Raw genomic sequence first — 23,013 nt, 5'->3', positions numbered from 1 at the left:
GTCATTTTCCCGAATCAGGGCTCTGTTTTTCCTGGTTTCACTGACCTCAATATTATGAACTTTCATCATAAAACCGAGTCTAATCGGTCTAATCAATTTTGAATGTCCTTTCCAGGCAAGGATAAATACTGAATCTGAATTTTTGAAGGATCCGAGAATGAATCCTCTTAACAACAATTCCGGCATTGACGGTCGACTCGCGCCAACGCCCAAGCGACCTCGACTGGAGGGAATCCCAACGGGTGTCAGCGCCGGCAGACAGGTTACCGTAAATGACCAAAAAACACCTTCATTCCTCGATTTGTCCGACCTGACACATTCCATGATTATACGCTGTTTAGGTTTTCGGGAGATTACCCGTTTAGCAAAGGTATGCAGATATTTTCACCATCTCATAAAAAAAGATAAGGCTCTGGAAAGAGCATGGTATCGCCGATTTTCTTCACCACACCAATATCAACTGAAAACAATCTTTGCAGCAAAAAATGATCAACAACTCAGCGATTGGTTGAAGCCGTTTGCGAATAAGGGCACTGTAAAGTCACTCGTAAAAAAACGGAATAATGCTTATTTTCCGGCGCTGTTCCTTTTCACCAACAGTAAACAAATGGCTCGATGTGAAACATTCAAGCCCGTGACAAAAACCAAAATTAAACACTTTGACGATGTCAACACGGCCAACTTTAGTGCTGATAGCCGACATTTCGCGACCGCAAGTCTCGATAATACGGTGCGAATCTGTGACCAGAAGACCAATGGATCATGGAAAAAAAAAGCCATCATTAACCATTATAATTGGGTCATATCAGCTACCTTCAGTGTCGATGGCCGTCACTTGGTGACCGCCAGTCGTGATCACACAGCGAAAATCTGTGGTCGGGCGGACGATGGGTCATGGGAAGTAAAAAAAACCATTTTCCATAATAGAAGGGTCAACTCAGCCACCTTCAGTGCTGATGGCCAACGCCTGGTAACCACCAGTGACGATTGCACGGCAAAAATCTGTGCTCAGGCAGACGATGGTTCATGGGAAGAAGAGGCCATTATTCACCATCATGCTGTGGCCGATTGGGCCAGCTTCAGCTCCGATGGCAGTCATTTGTTGGTCTGTGGAGATAACAATGTAGCAATCTACGGTCAGCAGGCCAATGGATTATGGGGAGTAAAAGCCACTATTACCCATAATCTCACGGTCTTCTCAGCTGCCTTTAGTGCAGATGGCCGCCATATGGTAACCGCCAGTGGAGATAAGACGGCAAAAATCCAGAGCCTGCGGACCAGTGGGTCATGGGAAGAAGTCGCCACCATTTCCCACGATGATGCGGTTTACTTAGCCAAATTCAGTGCCGATGGCCTTTATCTGGTAACCACCAGCCAGGATGAAACGGCAAAAATCCATGGCCTGCAGAGCGATGGATCATGGAAAGAAGAAATCACCATTCAACATGATAAGGCAGTCATCTCAGCCAATTTCAGCGCCGATTGCTGCCATGTGGTGACCGCCAGTGCTGACAATACGTCGAAAATTTATGGCCTCCGGGCCGATGGGTCATGGGTAGAAAAAGTGACCATCACCCACGACGATTGGGTCCTGTCAGCCACTTTCAGCGCCGATGCATGCCTCGTGGTGACCGCGAGTTGCGACAAAACGGCGAAAATTTATGGTCTGGGGAGCAGTGGGTCATGGGTAGAAAAAGCCACCATTAACCACAAGAGTGCAGTCACCTCAGCCAAATTCAGCATGGATAGCCGACATGTGGTGACCGCCAGTAAAGATAAAACGGCGAGAATCACTGAACTGGTGAAGAGGGATTGATGACCGAATGAACGTATTATTGCTCAGAAGCGATTAGCAGACAGCGTTATGTCAAAAGCCCGATGGCAATTTTTTGCACCAGGCTCTCAATAAAAAAATGTCTTTCTATCCTTTTCCCGGATCAGGGCTCTTCTTTTTCTTAATGCCAATGACCTCAATAGTTTGAACTTCCATGACAAAACCGGGTCAAACAGATCGAATCAGTTTTGGATGCCCTCTCTAACTCGTTGGATGTCCTCTCTAACTAGACAGGTATGGTTTCCCACGCTGGTGCATGGGAACCAGAGTTATCCATTTTGAATGTCCTTTTTTATGTGTTTTTTATGTGAGGATAAATATTGACTCTTTAGCTCTGGAGGAGCTGCTCATGACCCCGTTGAACAACAATTCCAGTAATGACGGTTCACTCTCGCCAACACCTGAGCAGCCTCGACTCGAGCAAGCGCCAACGGGCATGGTTGCAGGCAGGGATGTTACTGCATATAACCAAAATCAATCTTCATTCTTTTGTTTGCCCGACGAAACGAAAACCATGATTATTCGCTATCTGGGTTTTCGGGAGATTACCTGTTTAGCCAAGGTATGCAAATACCTTCGCGATCTTGTTGAAAACCATAAGTCTCTGGAAAGAGCCTGGTATCAACGGTTTACTTCACCACACCAGTATCAACTAAAGACCATCGTTACCACAAAAGATGAGCAACAACTCCGTGACTGGTTGAAACCGTTTACGAATATGGACGCTGTCGAGTCACTCGTAAAACAACAAAAGAGTATTTATTTTCCTGCTCTGCTCTTTTTCAACAACAGTAAACTGATGTCTCAATGTGAAGCATTTAAATTAGAGACAAAGACCGAAATTACCCATCCTGAAAAAATCTTAACAGCCACCTTAAGCGCCGATAGCCGCCACTTAGTGACTGCCAGTTTGGACGGTACAGTGAAGATCTGTAGCCAGGAGACCGATGGATCATGGAAAGTACAAGTCTCCACTCCCAATAATGGTTCGTTCAAAAAGGTCATTTTCAGCACCGATAACCGCCATGTGTTGGTCGACTTTCGTCTCTGGGCGGAAATCTATGGTATGAAGGAGGATGGATCATGGGAAGCAAAAGCCACCATTGCCCATAATCATTGGATCTGCTCAGCCACATTCAGTGCTGATGGTCGTCATGTATTCACCGTCAGCCTCGATAATACGCTGAAAATCTTCGGCCAGAATACCGATGGATCATGGGAAGCAAAATACACCATTAACTGTGATACTCCGGTCATTTTTGCCAGCTTCAGCGCCGATGGCCGTCATCTGCTGGTTGTCAATACATCTGACGTTGCGACAATCTATGATCTGAAAGACGATGGGTCATTAGAAGCAAAAGCCACCATTACAGATACGAGTGGTGCCAGTCAGGCCCGTCTCAGCTCCGATGGCCGTCATGCGCTGATCCGTATTGGTTATAACACTTTGAAAATCTGCGGTGAGCAGGCCATTGGGTCATGGGATGTAAAAGCGACCATTACCCATAATCATAATATCGGCTCAACCACTTTCAGCGAAGATTGCCGCCATCTTGCAACCGCCAGTTTCGATCATACAGCGAAAATATGTGACCTGCAGGACGATGGATCATGGAAAGAAATAACCACGATTTCTCATGATAGTTTTGTCTACTCAGTCGAGTTCAGCGCCGATGGCCGCCATTTAGTGACCGCCAGTGGTGATAATACGGCGAAAGTCTATGGTCAGGAGACCCCTGGAACATGGGTAATAGAAGCCATCATTGAACACAATGGGAGTATCACCGCAACCAGGTTCAGCGCCGATGGCTGTCATTTAGTGACCGCCAGTGGTGATAAAACGGCTCAAATCTATGGCCTTGAGGCCGGTGGATCGTGGGTAAAAAAAACCACCATTGTCCACGAAGGTTGGATCCGATCAGCCACTTTCAGTGCCGATGGATGCCTTGTGGCGACCGCCAGTGAGGATAACACGGCGCAAATTTATGGTCTGGGGAAGGACGGAACATGGGTAAAAAAAGCCACCGTTCTGCACAATAAAACCGTTATCACAGCCAGTTTCTGCACCGATAGCCGACATGTGGTGACCACCAGTGAAGATTACAAAGTGAGAATCACTGAACTATTGAAGAGCGATTTTTCTTGATGCCAATGGCCCCAATATTTTGAACTTCCATTACAAAATCGACTCTATGTAGATCGAATCCATTTTGAATGTCCTTTTCTATGCGGGGATAAATATTGACTCTGAAGCTCTGGAGGAGCTGCTCATGACCCCTTTGAACAATAATTCCAGTAATGACGGTTCAACACCTAAGCAGCCCCGACTCGAGCAAGTGCCAACAGGCATGGTTGCAGGCAGAGATGTTACTGCATATAACCAAAATCAATCTTCATTCTTCTGTTTGCCCGATGAAATAAAAACCAAGATTATTCGCTATCTGGGTTTTCGGGAGATTACCCGTTTAGCAAAGGTATGCAAACATCTTCGCGATCTTGTTGAAAACCATAAAGCTCTGGAAAGAGCTTGGTATCGCCAGTTGCCTTCACCACTCCAATATCAACTGAAGACCATCGCTACGACAAAAGATGAACAACAACTCCGTGACTGGTTGAAACCCTTTGCGAATAAGGACGCTGTTGAGTCACTCGTAAAACAACAAAAGAGTACTTATTTTCCTGCTCTGCTCTTTTTCAACAACAGTAAACTGATGTCTCAAAGTGAAACATTTAACTTAAAGACAAAAACCGAAATGACCCATCTTGACGAAATCTTGGTAGCCACCTTAAGCGCCGATAGCCGCCACTTAGTGACCGCCAGTTTGGATGATACAGTGAAGATCTGCAGCCAGGAGACCGATGGATCATGGAAAGTAAAAGCCTCCACTCCCGATAGTGTTTGGGTCAAAAAAGCCATTTTCAGTAGCGATAAACGCCATCTGTTGGTCATCAGTACTCTCTGGGCGGGAATTTATAGTATGAACGAGGATGGATCATGGGAAGCAAAAGCCACCATTTCCCATAATCGTTGGATCGTCTCAGCCACCTTCAGTGCTGATGGTCGCCATGTGTTGACCGCCAGTTTCGACAAGACTCTGAAAATCTTCGGCCAGAAGACCGATGGATCATGGACAGCAAAATACATTATTAACTGTGATGCTCCGATCAAGTCGGCCAGTTTCAGCGCCGATGCCCGTCATTTGTTGGTTGTCGATACATCTGACGTTGCGACAATCTATGGCCAGAAGGACGATGGACCATTGGAAGCAAAAGCCACCATTACTGATCCGAGTCGTGTCAACTGGGCCTGCCTCAGCTCCGATGGCCGTCATGCGTTGTTCTGCATTGGACGTAACACTTTGAAAATCTGCGCTCAAGAGGCTACTGGATCATGGGAAATCAAAGCCATCATTATCCATAATCGTGTTATCAACTCAGCCACTTTCAGCGAAGATTGCCAACATCTTGCAACCGCCAGTTACGATAATACAGCGAAAATATGTGACCTGCAGGACGATGGATCATGGAAAGAAATAGCCACGATTTATCACGATCGTTTTGTCTGCTCTGTCGATTTCAGTGCCGATGGTCGCCATCTGGTGAGTATAAGTGATGATAAAACGGCGAAAATCTTCAGTCAGGAAAGCCCTGGATCATGGGTAAAAAAAGCCACCATTGAACACAATGAGATTATCGCCACAGCCAGCTTCAGTGCTGATGGCCGCCATTTGGTGACCGCCAGTCATGATAAAACGGCACAAATCTATGGCCGTGAGGCCGCTGGATCATGGGTAAAAAAAGTCACCATAGCCCACACAGATAAGGTCCGATCCGCTACCTTCAGTGCCGATGGTTGCCTTGTGGTGACCGCCAGTATGGATAAAACGGCGCAAATTTACGGTCTGAAGAAGGATGGATCATGGGTAAAAAAAGCCACCGTTGTACACAACAGAGCAGTCATCTCAGCCACCTTCTGCGCCGATGGCCGACATGTGGTGACCGCCAGTGAAGATCACAAGGTGAGAATCACTGAGCTATGGAAGAACAGTAGTTTGAACTTCCATGACAAAATCGAGTCTATATAGATCGAATCAGTTTTGGATGTCCTCTCTAAGTCCTTTGGATGTCCTCTCTAAGTCCTAACAACTCGTTCCCACGCCGGAGAGAGTTTTGCGACACCCTCGCTCTGCGTGGGAATGCATACAACAACTGAAAAGCGAACTCTGAAGCTCTGGAGGAGCTGCTCATGACCCCTTTGAACAATAATACCAGCAATGACGGTTCACTCTCACCAACACCTGAGCAGCCCCGACTCGAGCAAGTGCCAACAGGCATGGTTGCAGGCAGGGATGTTACTGCATATAACCAAAATCAATCTTCATTCTTTTGTTTGCCCGACGAATCAAAAACCACGATTATCCGCTATCTGGGTTTTCGGGAGATTACCCGTTTAGTAAGGGTATGCAAATATTTTCGCGATCTTGTTGAAAACCATAACGCTCTGGAAAGAGCCTGGTGTCGCCGGTTTCCTTCACCACTCCAATATCAACTCAAGACCATCGCTACGACAAAAGATGAACAACAACTCCGTGACTGGTTGAAACCGTTTACGATTATGGATGCTGTCGAGTCACTCGTAAAACAACAAAAAAGTACTTATTTTCCTGCTCTGCTCTTTTTCAACAACAGCAAACTGATGTCTCAATGTGAAACATTTGACTTAGAGACAAAGACCGAAATTACCCGTTCTAATAATATCTTTGCAGTCACCTTAAGCGGCGATGGCCGCCACTTAGTGACCGTCAGTTTGAACAATACAGTGAAGATCTTTAGCCAGGAGACCGATGGATCATGGGAAGTAAAAGCCTCCACTTCCGTCAATGGTTGGGCCAAAGAAGCCATTTTCAGCGCCGATAATCGGCATGTGTTGGTCGTCAGTAGTTTCAGGGCGGGAATCTATAGTGTGAATGAGGATGGATCCTGGGAAGCAAAAGCCACCCTTTCCCATAATGGTTCGGTCATTTCACCCACATTCAGTGCTGATGGTCGCCATGTGTTGGCCGCCAGTTTCAATAATACGCTGAAAATCTACGGCCAGAAGACCGATGGATCATGGGAAGTAAAATACAATATCAACTGTGATCTTTCGATCTTGTCGGCCAGCTTCAGCGCCGATGGCCGTCGTCTGTTGGTCCTTACTTCATCTTACGCTCCTATAATCTATGGTCAGAAAGACGATGGGTCATGGGAAGTAAAAGCCAACCTTAATGGTGAGAGTGGTGTCAATTGGGCCTGCCTCAGCTCCGATGGCCGTCATGCGTTGATCCAGGTTGGACATTACACTTTGAAAATCTACGGTCAGGAAGCCATTGGATCATGGGAAGTCAAGGCCACCATTACCCATAATGATATTGTCAACTCAACCACCATTAGTGACGATTGCCGCCATCTTGCAACCGGCTGTTTCGATAATACAGCCAAAATATGTGACCTGCAGGACGATGGATCATGGAAAGAAATAGCCACAGTTTCTCATGACAGTTCTATCTACTCTGTCAGGTTCAGCGCCAATGGTCGCCATCTGATGGCCCGAAGTGATCGTATAACGGTGCAAGTCTATGGTCAGGAGACCCCTGGATCATGGGTAAAAAAAACCATCATTAAACACAATGGGTGGATCACCACAACCAGGTTCAGCGACGATGGCCGCCATTTAGTGACTGCCAGTTTTGATAAAACAGCGAAAATCTATGGCCGTGAGGCCGGTGGATTCTGGGTAAAAAAAGCCACCATAGTCCACACAGATAAGGTCCGATCCGCTACCTTCAGTGCCGATGGTTGCCTTGTGGTGACTGCCAGTAAGGATAAAACGGCGCAAATTTATGGTCTGGGGAAGGATGGATCATGGGTAAAAAAAGCCACCGTTGTACACAATGAAGCAGTTATCTCAGCCACCTTCTGCGCCGATGGCCGACATGTAGTTACTACCAGTGAAGATCACAGGGTAAGAATCACTGAACTATGGAAGAAGATTTTGATGATCGAATGAACGTATTTTCAATCTGAACCGATCAGCAAACAGCTTTTTATCAAAAGCCCGATGGCAATTTTTGCACTGGGCTCTCGGTTGATCCTCGGCACTGGCCAGAGGATCAATCAGCCCAGGTAGTTTGTTCATCCATGGTCTATGCTTCAGCCTCTTCCATCGGTTAACAGGAGCTGAATGTGACGGACACGCTGTTCAACGAACTGAAAAACATCGGCATCAGTGAGGAGCTGGCGGCAAAAGTCAGTGCCTCCCTCGACCCGGACCACAACGCCAGCAAGAAAGACGTGCTGATCATGCAAGAGGCCATCTTGCAGCATCAGGCACACTTCAGCCAAAAAATGGCCGACATGAATGACAAGTTTGATACCGAATTCAAACAACAGAAAGCTGAGTCAGACGCCCACTACGAAAAACAAAATGCCAAGTTTGATGCCCGCTACGAAAAACTTAAAGCCGAATCAGACGCCCACTTCAAAGAACTTAAAGCCGAGTCTGACGCCCACTTCAAAGAACTTAAAGCCCAGTCTGACGCCCGCTACTACGAAGTGAAAGCCGACTCTGACGCCCGCTACCACGAACTGAAAGTGGACAGCACCAAGGCATACGCCGAACTAAAAACCGAAATCCACACCACCATCAACCGACAATACCTTGTCACCTTTGGCAGCGCCCTGCTAACCATCGCTTCCGTACTGGCCGTAAACTGGTACTTTCATGTTTAACAGTGCCTGACTTTCGTTTTCTTAATGGCACTGACCTCAATAGTTTGAACTTCCATGAAAAAATCGACTCTATGTAGATCGAATCCATTTTGAATGTCCTTTTCTATGTGAGGATAAATATTGACTCTGAAGCTCTGGAGGAGCTGCTCATGAACCCTTTGAACAATAATTCCAGTAATGACGGTTCACTCTCACCAACGCCTAAGCAGCCTCGACTCGAGCCAACGCCAACGGGGATCGTTGCAGGCAGGGATGTTACTGCATATGACCAAAATCAATCTTTATTCTTCTGTTTGCCCGACGAATCAAAAACCATGATTATTCGCTATCTGGGTTTTCGGGAGATTACCCGTTTAACAAAGGTATGCAGATATCTTCGCGATCTTGTTGTAAACCATAAAGTTCTGGAAAGAGCCTGGTATCGCCGGTTTCCTTCACCACACCAATATCAACTCAAGACCATCGCTACGACAAAAGCTGAGCAACAACTCTGTGATTGGTTGAAACCGTTTGCGAATAAGGACGCTGTCGAGTCACTCGTAAAACAACAAAAGAGTATTTATTTTCCTGCTCTGCTCCTTTTCAACAACAGTAAACTGATGTCTCAATGTGAAACATTTAACTTAGAGACAAAGACCGAAATTACCCATCCTGATGATATCTTTGCAGTCACCTTAAGCGCCGATGGCCGCCACATAGTGACCGCCAGTTTGGATAATACAGTGAAGATCTGTAGCCAGAGGACCGATGGATCATGGAAAGTAAAAGCCTCCACTTCCAATAATGGTTGGTTCAAAGAAGCCATTTTCAGCGCCGATAGCCGCCATCTGTTGGTCGTCAGTCGTTTCGGGGTGGGAATCTATGGTATGAACGAGGACGGATCATGTGAAGTCAAAGCCACCATTACCGATAATAGTTCGGTCATTTCAGCCACCTGCAGTGCTGATGGTCGCCATGTGTTGATCGCCAGTTGCGATAATACGCTGAAAACCTATGGCCAGAAGACTGATAGATCATGGGAAGCAAAATATATTATTAACTGTGATGCTTCGATCAGGTCGGCCAGTTTCAGCGCCGATGGCCGTCATCTGTTGGTTGTCAATACATATGACGTTGCGACAATCTTCGGCCTGGAGGACGATGGATCATGGCAAGTAACAGCCACCATTACTGATCCGGGTGGTGTCAATTGGGCCTGCCTCAGCTCCGATGGCCGTCATGCGCTGATCCGCGTTATACCAAACACTTTGAAAATCTACGGTCAGGAGGCCATTGGTTCATGGGAAGTAAAAGCCACCACTAACCATAATAATTTTGCCAACTCATACTCCTTCAGCGACGATTGCCGCCATCTTGCAACCACCAGTTCAGATAATACAGTGAAAATACTTGACCTGCAGGATGATGGATCATGGAAAGAAATGACCAGGTTTTCTCATGATCGTTTTGTCTTCTCAGTCAAATTCAGCGCCGATGGTCGCCATCTGGTGACCAGAAGTGATGATAATACGGCGAAAGTCTGTGGTCAGGAGACCCCCGGATCATGGGTAGAAGAAACCACCATTAAACACAATGGGAGGATCATCTCAACTGAGTTCAGTGCCGATGGCCGCTATTTGGTGACCGCCAGTCATGATAAAACGGCGAAAATCTATGGCCGAGAGGCCGGTGGAGCCTGGGTAAAAAAAACTACCATTGTCCACAAAGGCTGGGTCCTATCGGCCACCTTCAGTGCCGATGGTTGCCTTGTGGTGACCGCCAGTAAGGATCACACGGCGCAAATTTATGGTCTGAGTGAGGATGGATCCTGGGTAAAAAAAACCACCATTCAACACAATGACAGAGTCATTTCAGCCGACCTCTGCGCCGATGGCCGACATGTGGTGACCATCAGTGAAGATCACAAGATGAGAATCACAGAACTATTGAAGAACGATTGATGATCGAATGAAGGTATTACCAAAAGGCCGTTGGCAATTTTTGCACTGGGCTCTCAATAAAAAAATGCCTTTCTATCCTTTTCCCGGATCAGGGCTCTTCTTTTTCTTAATGCCACTGACCTCAATAGTTTGAACTTTCATGACAAAATCGACTCTATTGTAGATCGAATCCATTTTGAATGTCCTTATTCTATGTTTCTGTGCGGGGACAAATATTGACTCTGAAGCTCAGGGAGGAGCTGCTCATGAACCCTTTGAACAACAATTCCAGCGATGACGGTTCACTCTTGCCAATCAGGCAACTTCGGCGAGAAGAAGCACCAACAGGTGTCAGTGCAGGCAGGGACGTTACTTTGTATAACCAAAAGCAATCTGCATTATTCTGTTTGCCCGATGAAACAAAAAACTTGATTATCTGCTATTTGGGTTTTCGGGAGATTACCTGTTTAACCAGGGTTTGCAAATACCTTCGCGATCTTGTTGAAAACAATGAGGCTCTGGAAAGAGCCTGGTATCAACGGTTTCCTTCACCACACCAATATCTACTAAAGACCATAGCTACCACAAAAGGTGAGCAACAACTCCGTGACTGGTTGAAGCCGTTTGCGAATATGGACACTGTCGAGTCACTCGTACAAAAACATGAGAGTACTTACTTTCCTGCTCTGCTCCTTTTCAACAACAGTAAGCTGATGTCTCAATGTGAAACATTTGACTTAAAGACAAAAATCGAAATTGCCCATCCTGAAAGAATCTTAAAAGCCACCTTAAGCGCCGATAGCCGCCACCTGGTGACCGCCTGTTCAAATGATACATTGAAGATCTGTAGCCAGGAGACCGATGGATCATGGAAAGTAAAAGCCTCCATTCCCAGGAATGGTTGGGTCAATGAAGCCTTTTTCAGCGCCGATAACCAGCATGTGCTGGTCGTCAGTCGCTTCACGGCGGAAATCTATAGTATGAACGAGGATGGATCCTGGGAAGCAAAAGACACCATTCCCAATAATCGTACGACCTTCTCAGCCACCTTCAGTGCTGATAGTCGCCATGTGTTGACCGCCGGTTTGAATAATGTGGATATTGTGGATAATACGCTGAAAATCTATGGCCAGAATAACGATAGATCATGGGAAGTAAAATACATTATTAACTGTGATACTCCGAACAGGTCGGCCAGCTTCAGCGACGATAACCGTCATCTGTTGGTTGTCAGCACATCTGGCGTTGCGACAATCTATGGTCAGGAGGACGATGGATCATGGGAATTAGAAGCCACCCTTCCTGATGAGGGTAGTAACAGCTGGGCCTGCCTCAGCTCCAATGGCCGTCATGCGTTGTTCTGCGATGGATGGATGACTTTAAAAATCTATAGTCAGGAGGACGGGTCATGGGAAACAAAAGCCACCATTACCCATAATAGTGGTCTCAGCTCAATCTCTCTTAGCGAAGATTGCCGCCATCTTGCAACCGGCAGTTACGATAATACAGCAATAATATGTGAACTGCAGGACGATGGATCATGGAAAGAAACAACCAGGATTTCTCATCACGACTTTGTTCTCTCTGCCAAGTTCAGCGTCGATGGCTGCCATCTGGTGACCAAAAGTTATGATAACAAGGCGAAAATCTGTAGTCAGGAGACACCTGGATCATGGGTAGAAGAAGCCACCATTGAACACAATGAGTATATCACCGCAGCCATGTTCAGCGCCGATGGCCGCCATTTAGTGACTGCCAGTCATGATAAAACGGCAAAAATCTATGGCCGTAAGGCCGATGGAACCTGGGTAAAAAAAGCCACCATAACCCACAAAGATAAGGTCCTATCCGCCACCTTCAGTGCCGATGGTTGCCTTGTGGTGACCGCCAGTGAGGATAATACCGCGCAAATTTATGGTCTAAGCAAGGATGGATCATGGCTAAAAAAAGCCACCGTTGTACACGATAAAGCCCTCATCTCAGCCACCTTCTGCGTCGATGGCCGACACCTGGTGACTGCCAGTGAAGATTACACGGTGAGAATCACTGAACTGGAAGAACGATTGATCTACGAATGAACGTCTTTTTGCTCAGAACCGATTAGCAAACAGTGTTATATCAATAGTTTGAACTTCTATGACAAAACCGAGTCAAACAGATCGAATCAATTTAACAACTCGTTCCCACGGCATGGGAACCAGAGTTATCGATTTTGTATGTCCTTTTCTATGTGAGGATAAATACTGACTCTGAAGCTCTGAAGGAGCTGCTCATGACCCCTTTGAACAATAATTCCGGTAATGACGGTTCAACACCTGAGCAGCCTCGACTCGAGCAGGTGCCAACGGGCATGGTTGCAGGCAGGGATGTTACTGCATATAACCAAAATCAATCTTCATTCTTTGGTTTGCCCGACGAATCAAAAACCATGATTATTCGCTATCTGGATTTTCGGGAGATTACCCATTTAGCAAAGGTATGCAAATACCTTCGCGATCTTGTTGAAAACCATAAAGCTCTGGAAAGAGCCTGGTATCGACGGTTTCCTTCACCACACCTGTATCAACTAAATCCCATCGCTACGACAAAAGATGAGCAACAACTCCGTGATTGGTTGAAGCCGTTTGCGAACAGGGACACTGTCGAGTCACTCGTAAAACAACAAAAGAGTACTTATTTTCCTGCTTTGCTCCTTTTCAACAACAGTAAACTGATGTCTCAATGTGAAACATTTAACTTAAAGACAAAAACCGAAATTACCCATCCTGACGAAATCTCAATAGCCACCTTAAGCGCCGATGGCCGCCACTTAGTAACCGCCAGTTTGGATAATACAGTGAAGATCTGCAGCCAGGAGACCGATAGATCATGGAAAGTAAAAGCCTTCACTCCCGATAATGGTTGGGTCCAAAAAGCCATTTTCAGTACCGATAACCGCCATGTGTTGGTCGTCAGTCGTCTTAGGGTGGGAATCTATGGTATGAATGAGGATGGATCATGGGAAGCAAAAGCCAACATTTCCCATAATCCCTGGCTCATCTCAGCCACATTCAGTGCTGATGGTCGTCATGTGGTGATCACCAGTTTGGATAATACGCTGAAAATCTATGGCCAGAAGATCGATGGATCATGGGAAGCAAAATACATTGTTAACTGTGATGCTTCGACCAGATTGGCCAGTTTCAGCGCCGATGGCCGACATCTGTTGGTTGTCAATACATCTGATGTTGCGACATTCTATGGTCTGGAGGACGATGGATCATTGGAAGCAAAAGTCACCATTGCTGATCCAAATGGTGTCAATTGGGCCTGCCTCAGCTCCAATGGCCGCCATGCGTTGATCCGCTTTAGACCTAACACTTTGAAAATCTACGGTCAGGAGGCCGGGTCATGGAAAGTAAAAACCACCATTAACCATAATAATTTTGCCAACTCACACTGCTTCAGCGACGATTGCCGCCATCTTGCAACCGCCAGTTCCAATAATACAGCGAAAATATTTGACCTGCAGGATGATGGATCATGGAAAGAAATAACCACGGTTTCTCATAATCATTTTTTCTACTCTCTCAAGTTCAGCGCTGATTGTCGCCGTCTGATGACCGGAAGTGATGATATTACTGTGAAAGTCTATGGTCAGGAGACCCCTGGATCATGGGTAGAAGAAGCCACCATTAAACACAATGAGAGGATCATCTCAACCGGGTTCAGCGCCGATAGCCGCCATTTGGTGACCGCCAGTTATGATAAAACAGCGAAAATCTATGGCCGTGAAGCCGGTGGATCCTGGGTAAAAAAAGCCACCATAGTCCACAAAGATTGGGTCCGATCAGCCACCTTCAGTGCCGATGGTTGCCTTGTGGTGACCGCCAGTAAGGATAACACCGCGCAAATTTATGGTCTGGGGAAGGACGGATCATGGGTAAAAAAAGCCACCGTTGTACACGATGAAGCCGTCATCTCAGCCACCTTCTGCGTCGATGGCCGACACCTGGTGACCGCCAGTGAAGATCACATGGTGAGAATCACTGAACTAATGTCTTTCTATCATTCTCCAAGTTGATCCTCGGCACTGGCCGGAGGGTCAATCAGGAAAGCCGAGTCAGACGCCCGCTACTACGAAGTGAAAATGGACAGCATCAGGGCATACGCCGAACTGAAAACCGAAATCCACACCACCATCAACCTGCAATACCTTGTCACCTTTGGCAGCGCCCTGCTGACCATTGCTTCCGTACTGGCGGTAAACTGGTACTTTCATGTTTAAGCCAACTCACTCACACTCTGCGCCGCTTGCAGTTGCCGCACCGGGCTGGTGCCTGCTACTTCAATCTGTACTCCACGACCCGCATAACCCGATGGCATCCTGAAAGGCTGGTTGTTCGTAACCGCCTGCCCATGGCGCATATTTTTGTTAACAGTGCCTGGCTTTCGTCTTCTTAATGCCAATGACCTCAATAGTTTGAACTTTCATGACAAAACCGAGTCTATAAAGATCGAATCCATTTTGAATGTCCTTTTCTATGGGGATAAATATTGACTCTGGAGCTCTGGAGGAGCTGCTCATGAACCCTTTGAACAACAATTCCAGCAATGACGGTTCACTCTCGCCAACACCTGTGCAGTTGCGACTCGAGCAAGCGCCAACGGGCATCGTTGCAGGCAGGGATGTTACTGCATATAACCAAAATCAATCTTCATTCTTCCGTTTGCCCGATGAAATAAAAACCAAGATTATTCACTATCTGGGTTTCCGGGAGATTACCCGTTTAGCAAAGGTATGCAAATATCTTTGCGACCTTTTAGAAAACCATAAAACTCTGGAAAGAGAATGGTATCGCCGGTTTCCTTCCCCACACCAACATCTACTAAAGACCATAGCTACTACAAAAGATGAGCAACAACTCCGTGACTGGTTGAAGCCGTTTGCGAATAAAGACACTGTCGAGTCACTCGTAAAACAGCAAAAGAGTACTTGTTTTCCTGCTCTGCTCCTTTTTAACAACAGTAAACTGATGTCTCAATGTGAAACATTTAACTTAGAGGCAAAAAACGAAGTTACCCATCACAGCAAAATCTTAGCAGTCACTTCAAGCGCCGATGGCTGCCACCTGGTGACCGCCAGTTTGGATAATACAGTGAAGATCTGTAGCCAGGAGAGCGATGGATCATGGAAAGTAAAAGCCTCCACTTCCGATAATGGTTGGGTCAAAAAAGCCGTTTTCAGCGCCGATAGCCGCCATCTGTTGGTCATCAGTCGTCGCAAGGCGGTGATCTATGGTATGAAGGAGGATGAATCATGGGAAGCAAAAGCCACCATTTCCCATAATCGTTGGGTCCTCTCAGCCGCACTCAGTGCTGATGGTCGCCATGCGTTGACCGCCAGTATGGATAATACGCTGAAAATCTATGGCCAGAATACCGATGGATCATGGGAAGCAAAATACATTATTAACTGTGATACTCCGATCAGGTTGGCCAACTTCACCGCCGATGGTCGTCATCTGTTGGTTGTCAATGCATCTGACGTTGCGACAATCTATGATCTGGAGGTCGATGGATCATTGCAAGCAAAAGCCACCATTACTGATCCGGATGGTGTCAATTGGGCCTGCCTCAGCTCTGATGGCCGTTATGCGCTGATCCGCATTGGACATGAAATTTTGAAAATCTGCAGTCAGGAAGCCACTGGGTCATGGGAAGTCAAAGCCACCATTAACCATAATAATTTTGCTCACTCACACTCCTTCAGCGACGATTGCCGCCATCTTGCAACCGCCAGTTTCGATAATACAGCGAAAATATGTGACCTGCAGGACGATGGATCATGGAAAGAAATAACCACGATTTATCACGATCGTTTTGTCCACTCTGTCAAGTTCAGCGCCGATGGTCGTCATCTGGTGACCATCGGTGATGATAAAACGGCGCAAGTCTATAGTCAGGAAACCCCTGGTTCATGGGTAAAAAAAGCCGCCATTGAACACAGTGATCATATCACGTCAGCCGGGTTCAGTGCCGATGGCCGCCATTTAGTGACCGCCAGTTATGATAAAACAGCGGAAATCTATGGCCATGAGGCCGATGGATCCTGGGTAAAAAAAGCCACCATAGTCCACAAAGATAAGGTCCGATCCGCCACTTTCAGCGCCGATGGTTGCCTTGTGGTGACCGCCAGTGAGGATAACACCGCGCAAATTTATGGTCTGGGGAAGGATGGATTATGGATAAAAAAAACCACCGTTGTACACGATAAAGCCGTCATCTCAGCCACCTTCTGCGTCGATGGCCGACACCTGGTGACTGCCAGTGAAGATCACAAGGTGAGAATCACTGAGCTATCGAAGAACGATTGATGATCGGATGAACGTATTTTTACTCTGAGCCGATTAGCAAACAGCGTTATATCAATAGATTGAACTTCCATGACAAAACCGAGTCAAACAGATCGAATCACTCATTCCCACACGGGGAACCGCTGGGCCTGAAAGCATGGAAACCAGAGTTATCCATTTCGAATGTCCTTTTCTACGCGCGGATAAATATTGACTCTGAAGCTCTGGAGGAGCTGCACATGACCCCTTTGAACAATAATTCCAGCAATGACGGTTCACTCTCACCAACACCCAAACAGCCTCGACTCGAGCAAGCGCCAACGGGCACCCTTGCAGGCAGCGATGTTACTGCATATAACCAAAATCAATCTTCATTCTTCTCTTTGCCCGACGAATCAAAAACCATGATTATTCGCTATCTGGGTTTTCGGGAGATTACCCGTTTAGCAAAGGTATGCAGATACCTTCGCGATCTTGTTGAAAACCATAACGCTCTGGAAAGAGCCTGGTATCGCCGGTTTCCTTCACCACACCAATATCAACTGGAGAACATCGCTACCGCAAAAAATGAGCAACAACTCTGTGACTGGTTGAAACCGTTTGCGAATAAGGACACTGTCGAATCACTCGTAAAACAACAAAAGAGTACTTCTTTTCCTGCTCTGCTCCTTTTCAATAACAGTAAACTGATGTCCCAATGTGAAACATTTAACTTACAGACAAAGATCGAAATTACCCATCATCCTGATGATATCTTTGTAGTCACCTTAAGCGCCAATAGCCGCCACTTAGTGACCACCAGTGAAGATGGTACAGTGAAGATCTGTAGTCAGGAGACCGATGGATCATGGAAAGTAAAAGCCTCCACTCCCATGAATGGTTGGATCTATGAAGCCTTTTTCAGCACCGATAACCGACATGTGTTGACCGTCAGTCGTTTCAGGGTGGAAATCTATGGTATGAAGGAGGATGGATCATGGGAAGCAAAAGCCACCATTGCCCATAATTTTCGGGTCTTCTCAGCCACCTTCAGTGCTGATGGTCACCATGCGTTGACCACCAGTTCCGATACGCTGAAAGTCTATGGCCAGAAGACCGATGGATCATGGGAAGCAAAACACATTATTAACTGTGATACTCCGATCAGATTGGCCAGCTTCAGCGCCAATGGCTGTCATCTGCTGGTTGTCAATACATCTGACGTTGCGACAATCTATGGTCTGGAGGACGATGGCTCATTGCAAGCAAAAGCCACCATTGCTGATCCGGGTAGTGTCGATTGGGCCTGCCTCAGCTCCGATGGTTGTCATGTTTTGATATGCGTTGGACACAGCACTATCAAAATCTACGGTCAGGAGACCATTGGGTCATGGGAAGTCAAAGCCACCATTAACCATAATAATTTTGTCCACTCATACATCTTCAGCGACGATTGCCGCCATCTTGCAACCGTCAGTTCCGATAATACAACGAAAATATGTGGCCTGCTGGACGATGGATCATGGAAAGAAATAACCACGATTTCTCATGATATTTTTTTCTACTCTGTCAAGTTCAGCGCCGATGGTTGCCATCTGGTGACCGGAAGAGATGATAATACGGCGCAAGTCTATAGTCAGGAGAACCCCGGATCATGGGCAAAAAAAGCCATCATTGAACACAATGATCATATCACGTCAGCCGGGTTCAGTGCCGATGGCCGCCATTTAGTGACCGCCAGTTTTGATAAAACAGCGAAAATCTATGGACTTGAGGCCGGTGGATCCTGGGTAAAAAAAGCCACCATAGCCCACAAAGATAGGGTCCGATCAGCCACCTTCAGTGCCGATGGTTGCCTTGTGGTGACCGCCTGTGACGATAACACCGCGCAAATTTATGGTCTGGGGAAGGATGGATCTTGGGTAAAAAAAGCCACCGTCGTACACGATAAAGCCGTCATCTCAGCCACCTTCTGCGTCGATGGCCGACATCTGGTGACCGCCAGTGGAGATCACAAGATGAGAATCACCGAACTATGGAAGAACGATTGATGATCGAATGAATGTATTTTTTCTCGGAACCTATCAGCAAACAGCGTTATATCAAAAGCTCGATGGCAATTTTTGCAGTGGGCTCTTAATGAAATGTTTCTTTCTATCATTTCCCGGGATCAGGACTCTGTTTTTTTGCATTGAGCTCAGGTTTTCTTAGTTTCACTGACCTCAATGTTATGAACTCCCGCTACAAAACCAACTCTAAATATCGAATCCATTTTGAAAATGTCCTTTTCTACGCAAGGATAAATAATGACTTTGGAACCAGGGAGGAATCGGGTATGGATCCCATGAACAGCCATTCCAGCATCGGCGTTTCAAACCCGCCAACACCCGGGCAACCTGTACCGGAGGAAGCACCAACGGGTGTCAGTGCAGGCAGGGACGTTACTGTATATGACCAAAACCAATCTTTATTCTTCTGTTTGCCCGACGAAAAAAAAACTATGATTATCAGCTACTTGGGCTTTCGAGAGATTACCCGCCTAAAAGAGGTATGCAGATATTTTTGCGATCTTGTTGAAAACCATAAACTTCTGGAAAAAGCCTGGTATCGCCGATTTTCTTCACCACATCAAAATCAACTAAAGACCATCGTTAAGTCAAAAGATGAGCAACAACTCCGTGATTGGTTGAGTCCTTTTGCACCTCAGGGCACTGTCGAATCAATGGTAAAACAACGACTGAGTACTTATTTTCCTGCTCTGCTTCTTTTTAACAACAGCAGTCTGATGTCTGAATGTGAAAAATTCAAGTTAGTGAAAAAAAACGAAATCACCCATTTTGACGAGGTTTACATAGCCAGCTTCAGCGCTAATGCCAGCTTTATCATGGCCAGTGACGACGATGGTTCGTTGACAATCTGTGACCGTAGGACCGATGGATCATGGGAAGCAGAAGACACTATTAACCCTGGTGGTCCACTCTTTGCGGCCAGCTTCAGCTCTGATACCTGTCATCTTCTGACTTCCGATGGAGATAACTCTGAGACTGCGAAAATCCATGTTAAGGAGAGCGATGGATCATGGAAAGTAAAAGCTACCATCCCCCAGGAGGGTAGTATCATTTCAGCCACCTTCAGCCCCGATGACCGCTATCTGTTGACCGTCAATCAGTATAATTTGGTGAAAATCCATGGTCAGGAGACCGATGGATTATGGAAAGAAAAAGCCGCTTTTAAACATGATAATAGGATCATGTCGTTCAGCTTCAGCTCAGATAGCCGTCATTTGTTGATCGCCAGTTCATATAACACTGTGACAATCTATGGTCTGCAGGACGATGCTTCCTGGGATGTAAAAGCCACTATTACCCATGAGGGTAAGATCTTCTCAGCCACCTTCAGCGCCGATAACCGCCGCCTGGTCACCACCGCTGATGATCGTACGGCGAAAATCTGTGACCTGCAGGACGATGGATCATGGAGAGAAACAGCCACAATTGTTCATGACGATACTGTCTTCTCAACCACATTCAGCCCCGATAGCTGCTATTTGGTGACCGTCACTCAAAGAAAAGTCAGAATTTTTCATGATGATGCGAATTACCCAGCCAGCTTCATCGCCGATAGCCGCCACCTGGTAAACGCCAGAGAAGATAACACGGCAAAAGCCGGTAACCAGAAGGCAGCCGGATCATGGGTGAAAAAAGCCACCATTTCTAACAAGAAGGACATCCACTCAGCCACCCTTAGCCCCGATGGCCAGCATCTGGCAATTAACGGCACTGATAACAAGGTAATAATCTATGGCCTGGAGGAAGATGGATCATGGAAGAAAGAAACCATCATTTACCACAAAGGTTATTTCTCAGAAGCCACCTTCAGTCCTGATGGTACCCATCTGGTGACCTGGGCCGATAATGACAAAATGGCAAAAATTTATGGTCTGGGTCCCAAGGGAACATGGGTAAAAAAAGCCATCATTTCTCACGAAGAGGGCATCTCCTCAGCTACCTTCAGCCCCGATGGCCGACATGTGTTGACCGTCAGTGATGATTACAAGGTAAGAATCACTGAACTGCAGAAACCTTGATGAGCTAATGAGTGTAAAACCCATTGACTGCAGACGGCTATCAGACAGAAATGCTTTTTGCAGAAATGAATTTTCCCGGACCAGGACTCTTCATTTTCTTAATTCCACTGACTTCAATAGTTTGAACTTCCATTACAAAACCGACTCTAATAGAACTAATACATTTTAAATGTACTTTTCTATGCAAGGAAAAATAATGACTTTGGAACCAGGGAGGAATCGGGCATGGACCCTATGAAAAGCAATTCCAGCATCGACGTTTCACGCCCGCCAAAACCCAAGCATCCTCGACTGGAGGAAGGACCAACGAGTGTCAGTGCAGGCAGGGACGTTACCGTATGTGAACAAAATAAATCTTTATTACTCTATTTGCCCAACGAAACAAAATCTATGATTTTTCGCTATTTGGGTTTTCGCGAAATTACCCATTTAAAAAAGGTATGCAGATATTTTCGCGATCTTATTGAAAAAGATAAACTTCTGGAAAGAGCCTGGTATCGCCAATTTTCTTCACCACACCAATATCAACTAGAGACCATCGTTAAAGCAAAAGATGAGCAACAACTCCGTGACTGGTTGAGCCCTTTTGCACCTCAGGGCATTGTCGAGCCAATCATAAAACAACGGCTGAGTACTTATTTTCCTGCTCTGCTTCTTTTCAACAACAGTAAACTGATGTCTGAATGTGAACAATTCAAGTCGGTTAATAGAATCAAAACCACTCATTTCAGAAAGATCACCATAGCCAGCTTCAACGCCGATGGCCGCTTTATGATGACCGCCAGTTATGATTTTACGTTGAAAATCTGTGGCCAGAAGACCGATGGATCCTGGGAAGCAAAAGACACTATTAACCTTAATGGTCTGGTCTTATCAGCCAGCTTCAACTCCGATACCCGGCATTTTCTGATTTCCGATGGAAATAACCTTAAAGTTGCGAAAATCCATGTTCAGCAGGATGATGGATCATGGGAAGTAAAATCCACCATTTCCCATGAGGCTCCGATCTTAGCCACCTTCAGCCCCGATGGCCGCTATCTGTTGACTGCCAGTCATTATGAATCGGTGAAAATCCATGGTCAGGAGACCAGTGGAGCCTGGGAAGAAAAGGCCGCTTTTAAACATGAGGGTACGATCAAGTCATACAGCTTCAGCTCAGATAGCCGTCATTTGTTGATAGTGAGTTCAAATAACACGGTGACAATCTATGGCCAGGAGGAGGATGGATCCTGGGGCGTAAAAGCCACCATTAGCCATGAGGGCATGGTCTTCTCAGCCAGCTTCAGTGCCGATAGCCGCCGCCTGGTCACCACCGCTGAAGATCGTTCGGCGAAAATCTGTGACCTGCAGGACGATGGATCATGGAGAGAAACAGCCACAATTGTTCATGACAATACTGTCTGCTCAGCCTCATTCAGCCCCGATAGCTGCTATTTGGTGACCGTCATCAGTGGCTATAAAGTCAGAATTTTTCATGATGATGCGATCCACTCAGCCAGCCTCATCGCCGATAGCCGCCATCTGGTAAGCGCCAGTGAAGATAACACGGCAAAAGCCCATAACCAGAAGGCCGCCGGATCATGGGTGAGAAAAGCCGGCATTTCTCGCAAGAAGCGCAAGAAGGGCATGCACTCAGCCACCTTCAGCCCCGATGGCCGCCATCTGGCGATTAATGGAACTGATAACAAGGTATTAATCTATGGCCTGCGGGAAGATGGATCATGGGAGAGAAAAACCATTATTTGCCAGAAAAAAGGTTATTTATCAGAAGCCATTTTCAGTGCTGATGGTTCCCATGTGTTGACGACTGCCTATGATGGCAAAAAAGTAAAAATTTATGGTCTGGGACCCAATGGAAAATGGGTAAAAAAAGCCATCATTTCTCACAAGGAGGGGATCTCCTTAGCTACCTTCAGCCCCGATGGCCGACATGTGTTGACCGTCAGTGATGATCACAAGGTAAGAATCACTGAACTGCGGAAATTTTGATGAGCTAATGAGTGTAAAGACTTCAATATTTTGAACTTCCATTACAAAGCCGACTCTAACAGACCTGATCCATTTTGAGCCTCCTTTTCTATGGGAGGA

The 23,013-nt window shown here is 46.3% G+C and carries 13 protein-coding genes; all 13 read left to right on the top strand.

Going from position 1 to position 23,013, the window contains the following annotated elements; genetic code table 11:
• Positions 1 to 157: 157 nt before the first annotated feature.
• Positions 158 to 1,816, top strand: a complete 1,659-nt coding sequence (locus ACOMG9_RS24965; RefSeq protein WP_448215029.1) for an F-box/WD repeat-containing protein — start codon at positions 158 to 160, stop codon at positions 1,814 to 1,816.
• Between the two features lie 367 nt (positions 1,817 to 2,183).
• Positions 2,184 to 3,980, top strand: coding sequence for an F-box/WD repeat-containing protein (locus tag ACOMG9_RS24960; protein ID WP_448215030.1), 1,797 nt, complete (start codon positions 2,184 to 2,186; stop codon positions 3,978 to 3,980).
• 124 nt (positions 3,981 to 4,104) lie between these two features.
• A complete protein-coding gene (locus tag ACOMG9_RS24955; protein WP_448215031.1) occupies positions 4,105 to 5,919 on the top strand; it encodes an F-box/WD repeat-containing protein in 1,815 nt (604 codons plus the stop codon).
• A 161-nt stretch (positions 5,920 to 6,080) separates the two neighbouring features.
• Positions 6,081 to 7,883 (top strand): DPP IV N-terminal domain-containing protein, encoded by a 1,803-nt coding sequence (locus ACOMG9_RS24950; protein ID WP_448215032.1) that lies wholly within the window; start codon positions 6,081 to 6,083, stop codon positions 7,881 to 7,883.
• A 176-nt stretch (positions 7,884 to 8,059) separates the two neighbouring features.
• Positions 8,060 to 8,605 (top strand): hypothetical protein, encoded by a 546-nt coding sequence (locus tag ACOMG9_RS24945; RefSeq protein ID WP_448215033.1) that lies wholly within the window; start codon positions 8,060 to 8,062, stop codon positions 8,603 to 8,605.
• Positions 8,606 to 8,754: 149 nt separating this feature from the next.
• Positions 8,755 to 10,545, top strand: a complete 1,791-nt coding sequence (locus ACOMG9_RS24940; protein ID WP_448215034.1) for an F-box/WD repeat-containing protein — start codon at positions 8,755 to 8,757, stop codon at positions 10,543 to 10,545.
• A gap of 245 nt (positions 10,546 to 10,790) precedes the next feature.
• On the top strand, positions 10,791 to 12,602 hold the full coding sequence (locus tag ACOMG9_RS24935; RefSeq protein ID WP_448215035.1) for an F-box protein: 1,812 nt from the start codon (positions 10,791 to 10,793) through the stop codon (positions 12,600 to 12,602).
• A 194-nt stretch (positions 12,603 to 12,796) separates the two neighbouring features.
• Positions 12,797 to 14,587 carry an F-box/WD repeat-containing protein gene (locus ACOMG9_RS24930; RefSeq protein WP_448215036.1) on the top strand — a complete coding sequence of 597 codons (1,791 nt, stop codon included), beginning with the start codon at positions 12,797 to 12,799 and terminating at the stop codon, positions 14,585 to 14,587.
• A 66-nt stretch (positions 14,588 to 14,653) separates the two neighbouring features.
• Positions 14,654 to 14,791, top strand: coding sequence for a hypothetical protein (locus ACOMG9_RS24925; RefSeq protein ID WP_494529574.1), 138 nt, complete (start codon positions 14,654 to 14,656; stop codon positions 14,789 to 14,791).
• A 298-nt stretch (positions 14,792 to 15,089) separates the two neighbouring features.
• Positions 15,090 to 16,880: an F-box/WD repeat-containing protein gene (locus ACOMG9_RS24920; RefSeq protein WP_448215038.1), complete on the top strand. Its 1,791-nt coding sequence runs from the start codon at positions 15,090 to 15,092 to the stop codon at positions 16,878 to 16,880.
• A 218-nt stretch (positions 16,881 to 17,098) separates the two neighbouring features.
• Entirely contained in the window at positions 17,099 to 18,889 is a 1,791-nt protein-coding gene (locus ACOMG9_RS24915) for an F-box/WD repeat-containing protein (protein WP_448215039.1), read from the top strand.
• A gap of 284 nt (positions 18,890 to 19,173) precedes the next feature.
• A complete protein-coding gene (locus tag ACOMG9_RS24910; RefSeq protein ID WP_494529573.1) occupies positions 19,174 to 20,925 on the top strand; it encodes an F-box/WD repeat-containing protein in 1,752 nt (583 codons plus the stop codon).
• Positions 20,926 to 21,150: 225 nt separating this feature from the next.
• A complete protein-coding gene (locus ACOMG9_RS24905) occupies positions 21,151 to 22,914 on the top strand; it encodes an F-box/WD repeat-containing protein (protein WP_494529572.1) in 1,764 nt (587 codons plus the stop codon).
• Positions 22,915 to 23,013 lie beyond the last annotated feature (99 nt).

The sequence above is a fragment of the Endozoicomonas sp. PH6C genome (assembly GCF_059322965.1).
This window is presented reverse-complemented; position numbering and strand designations above follow the sequence as displayed.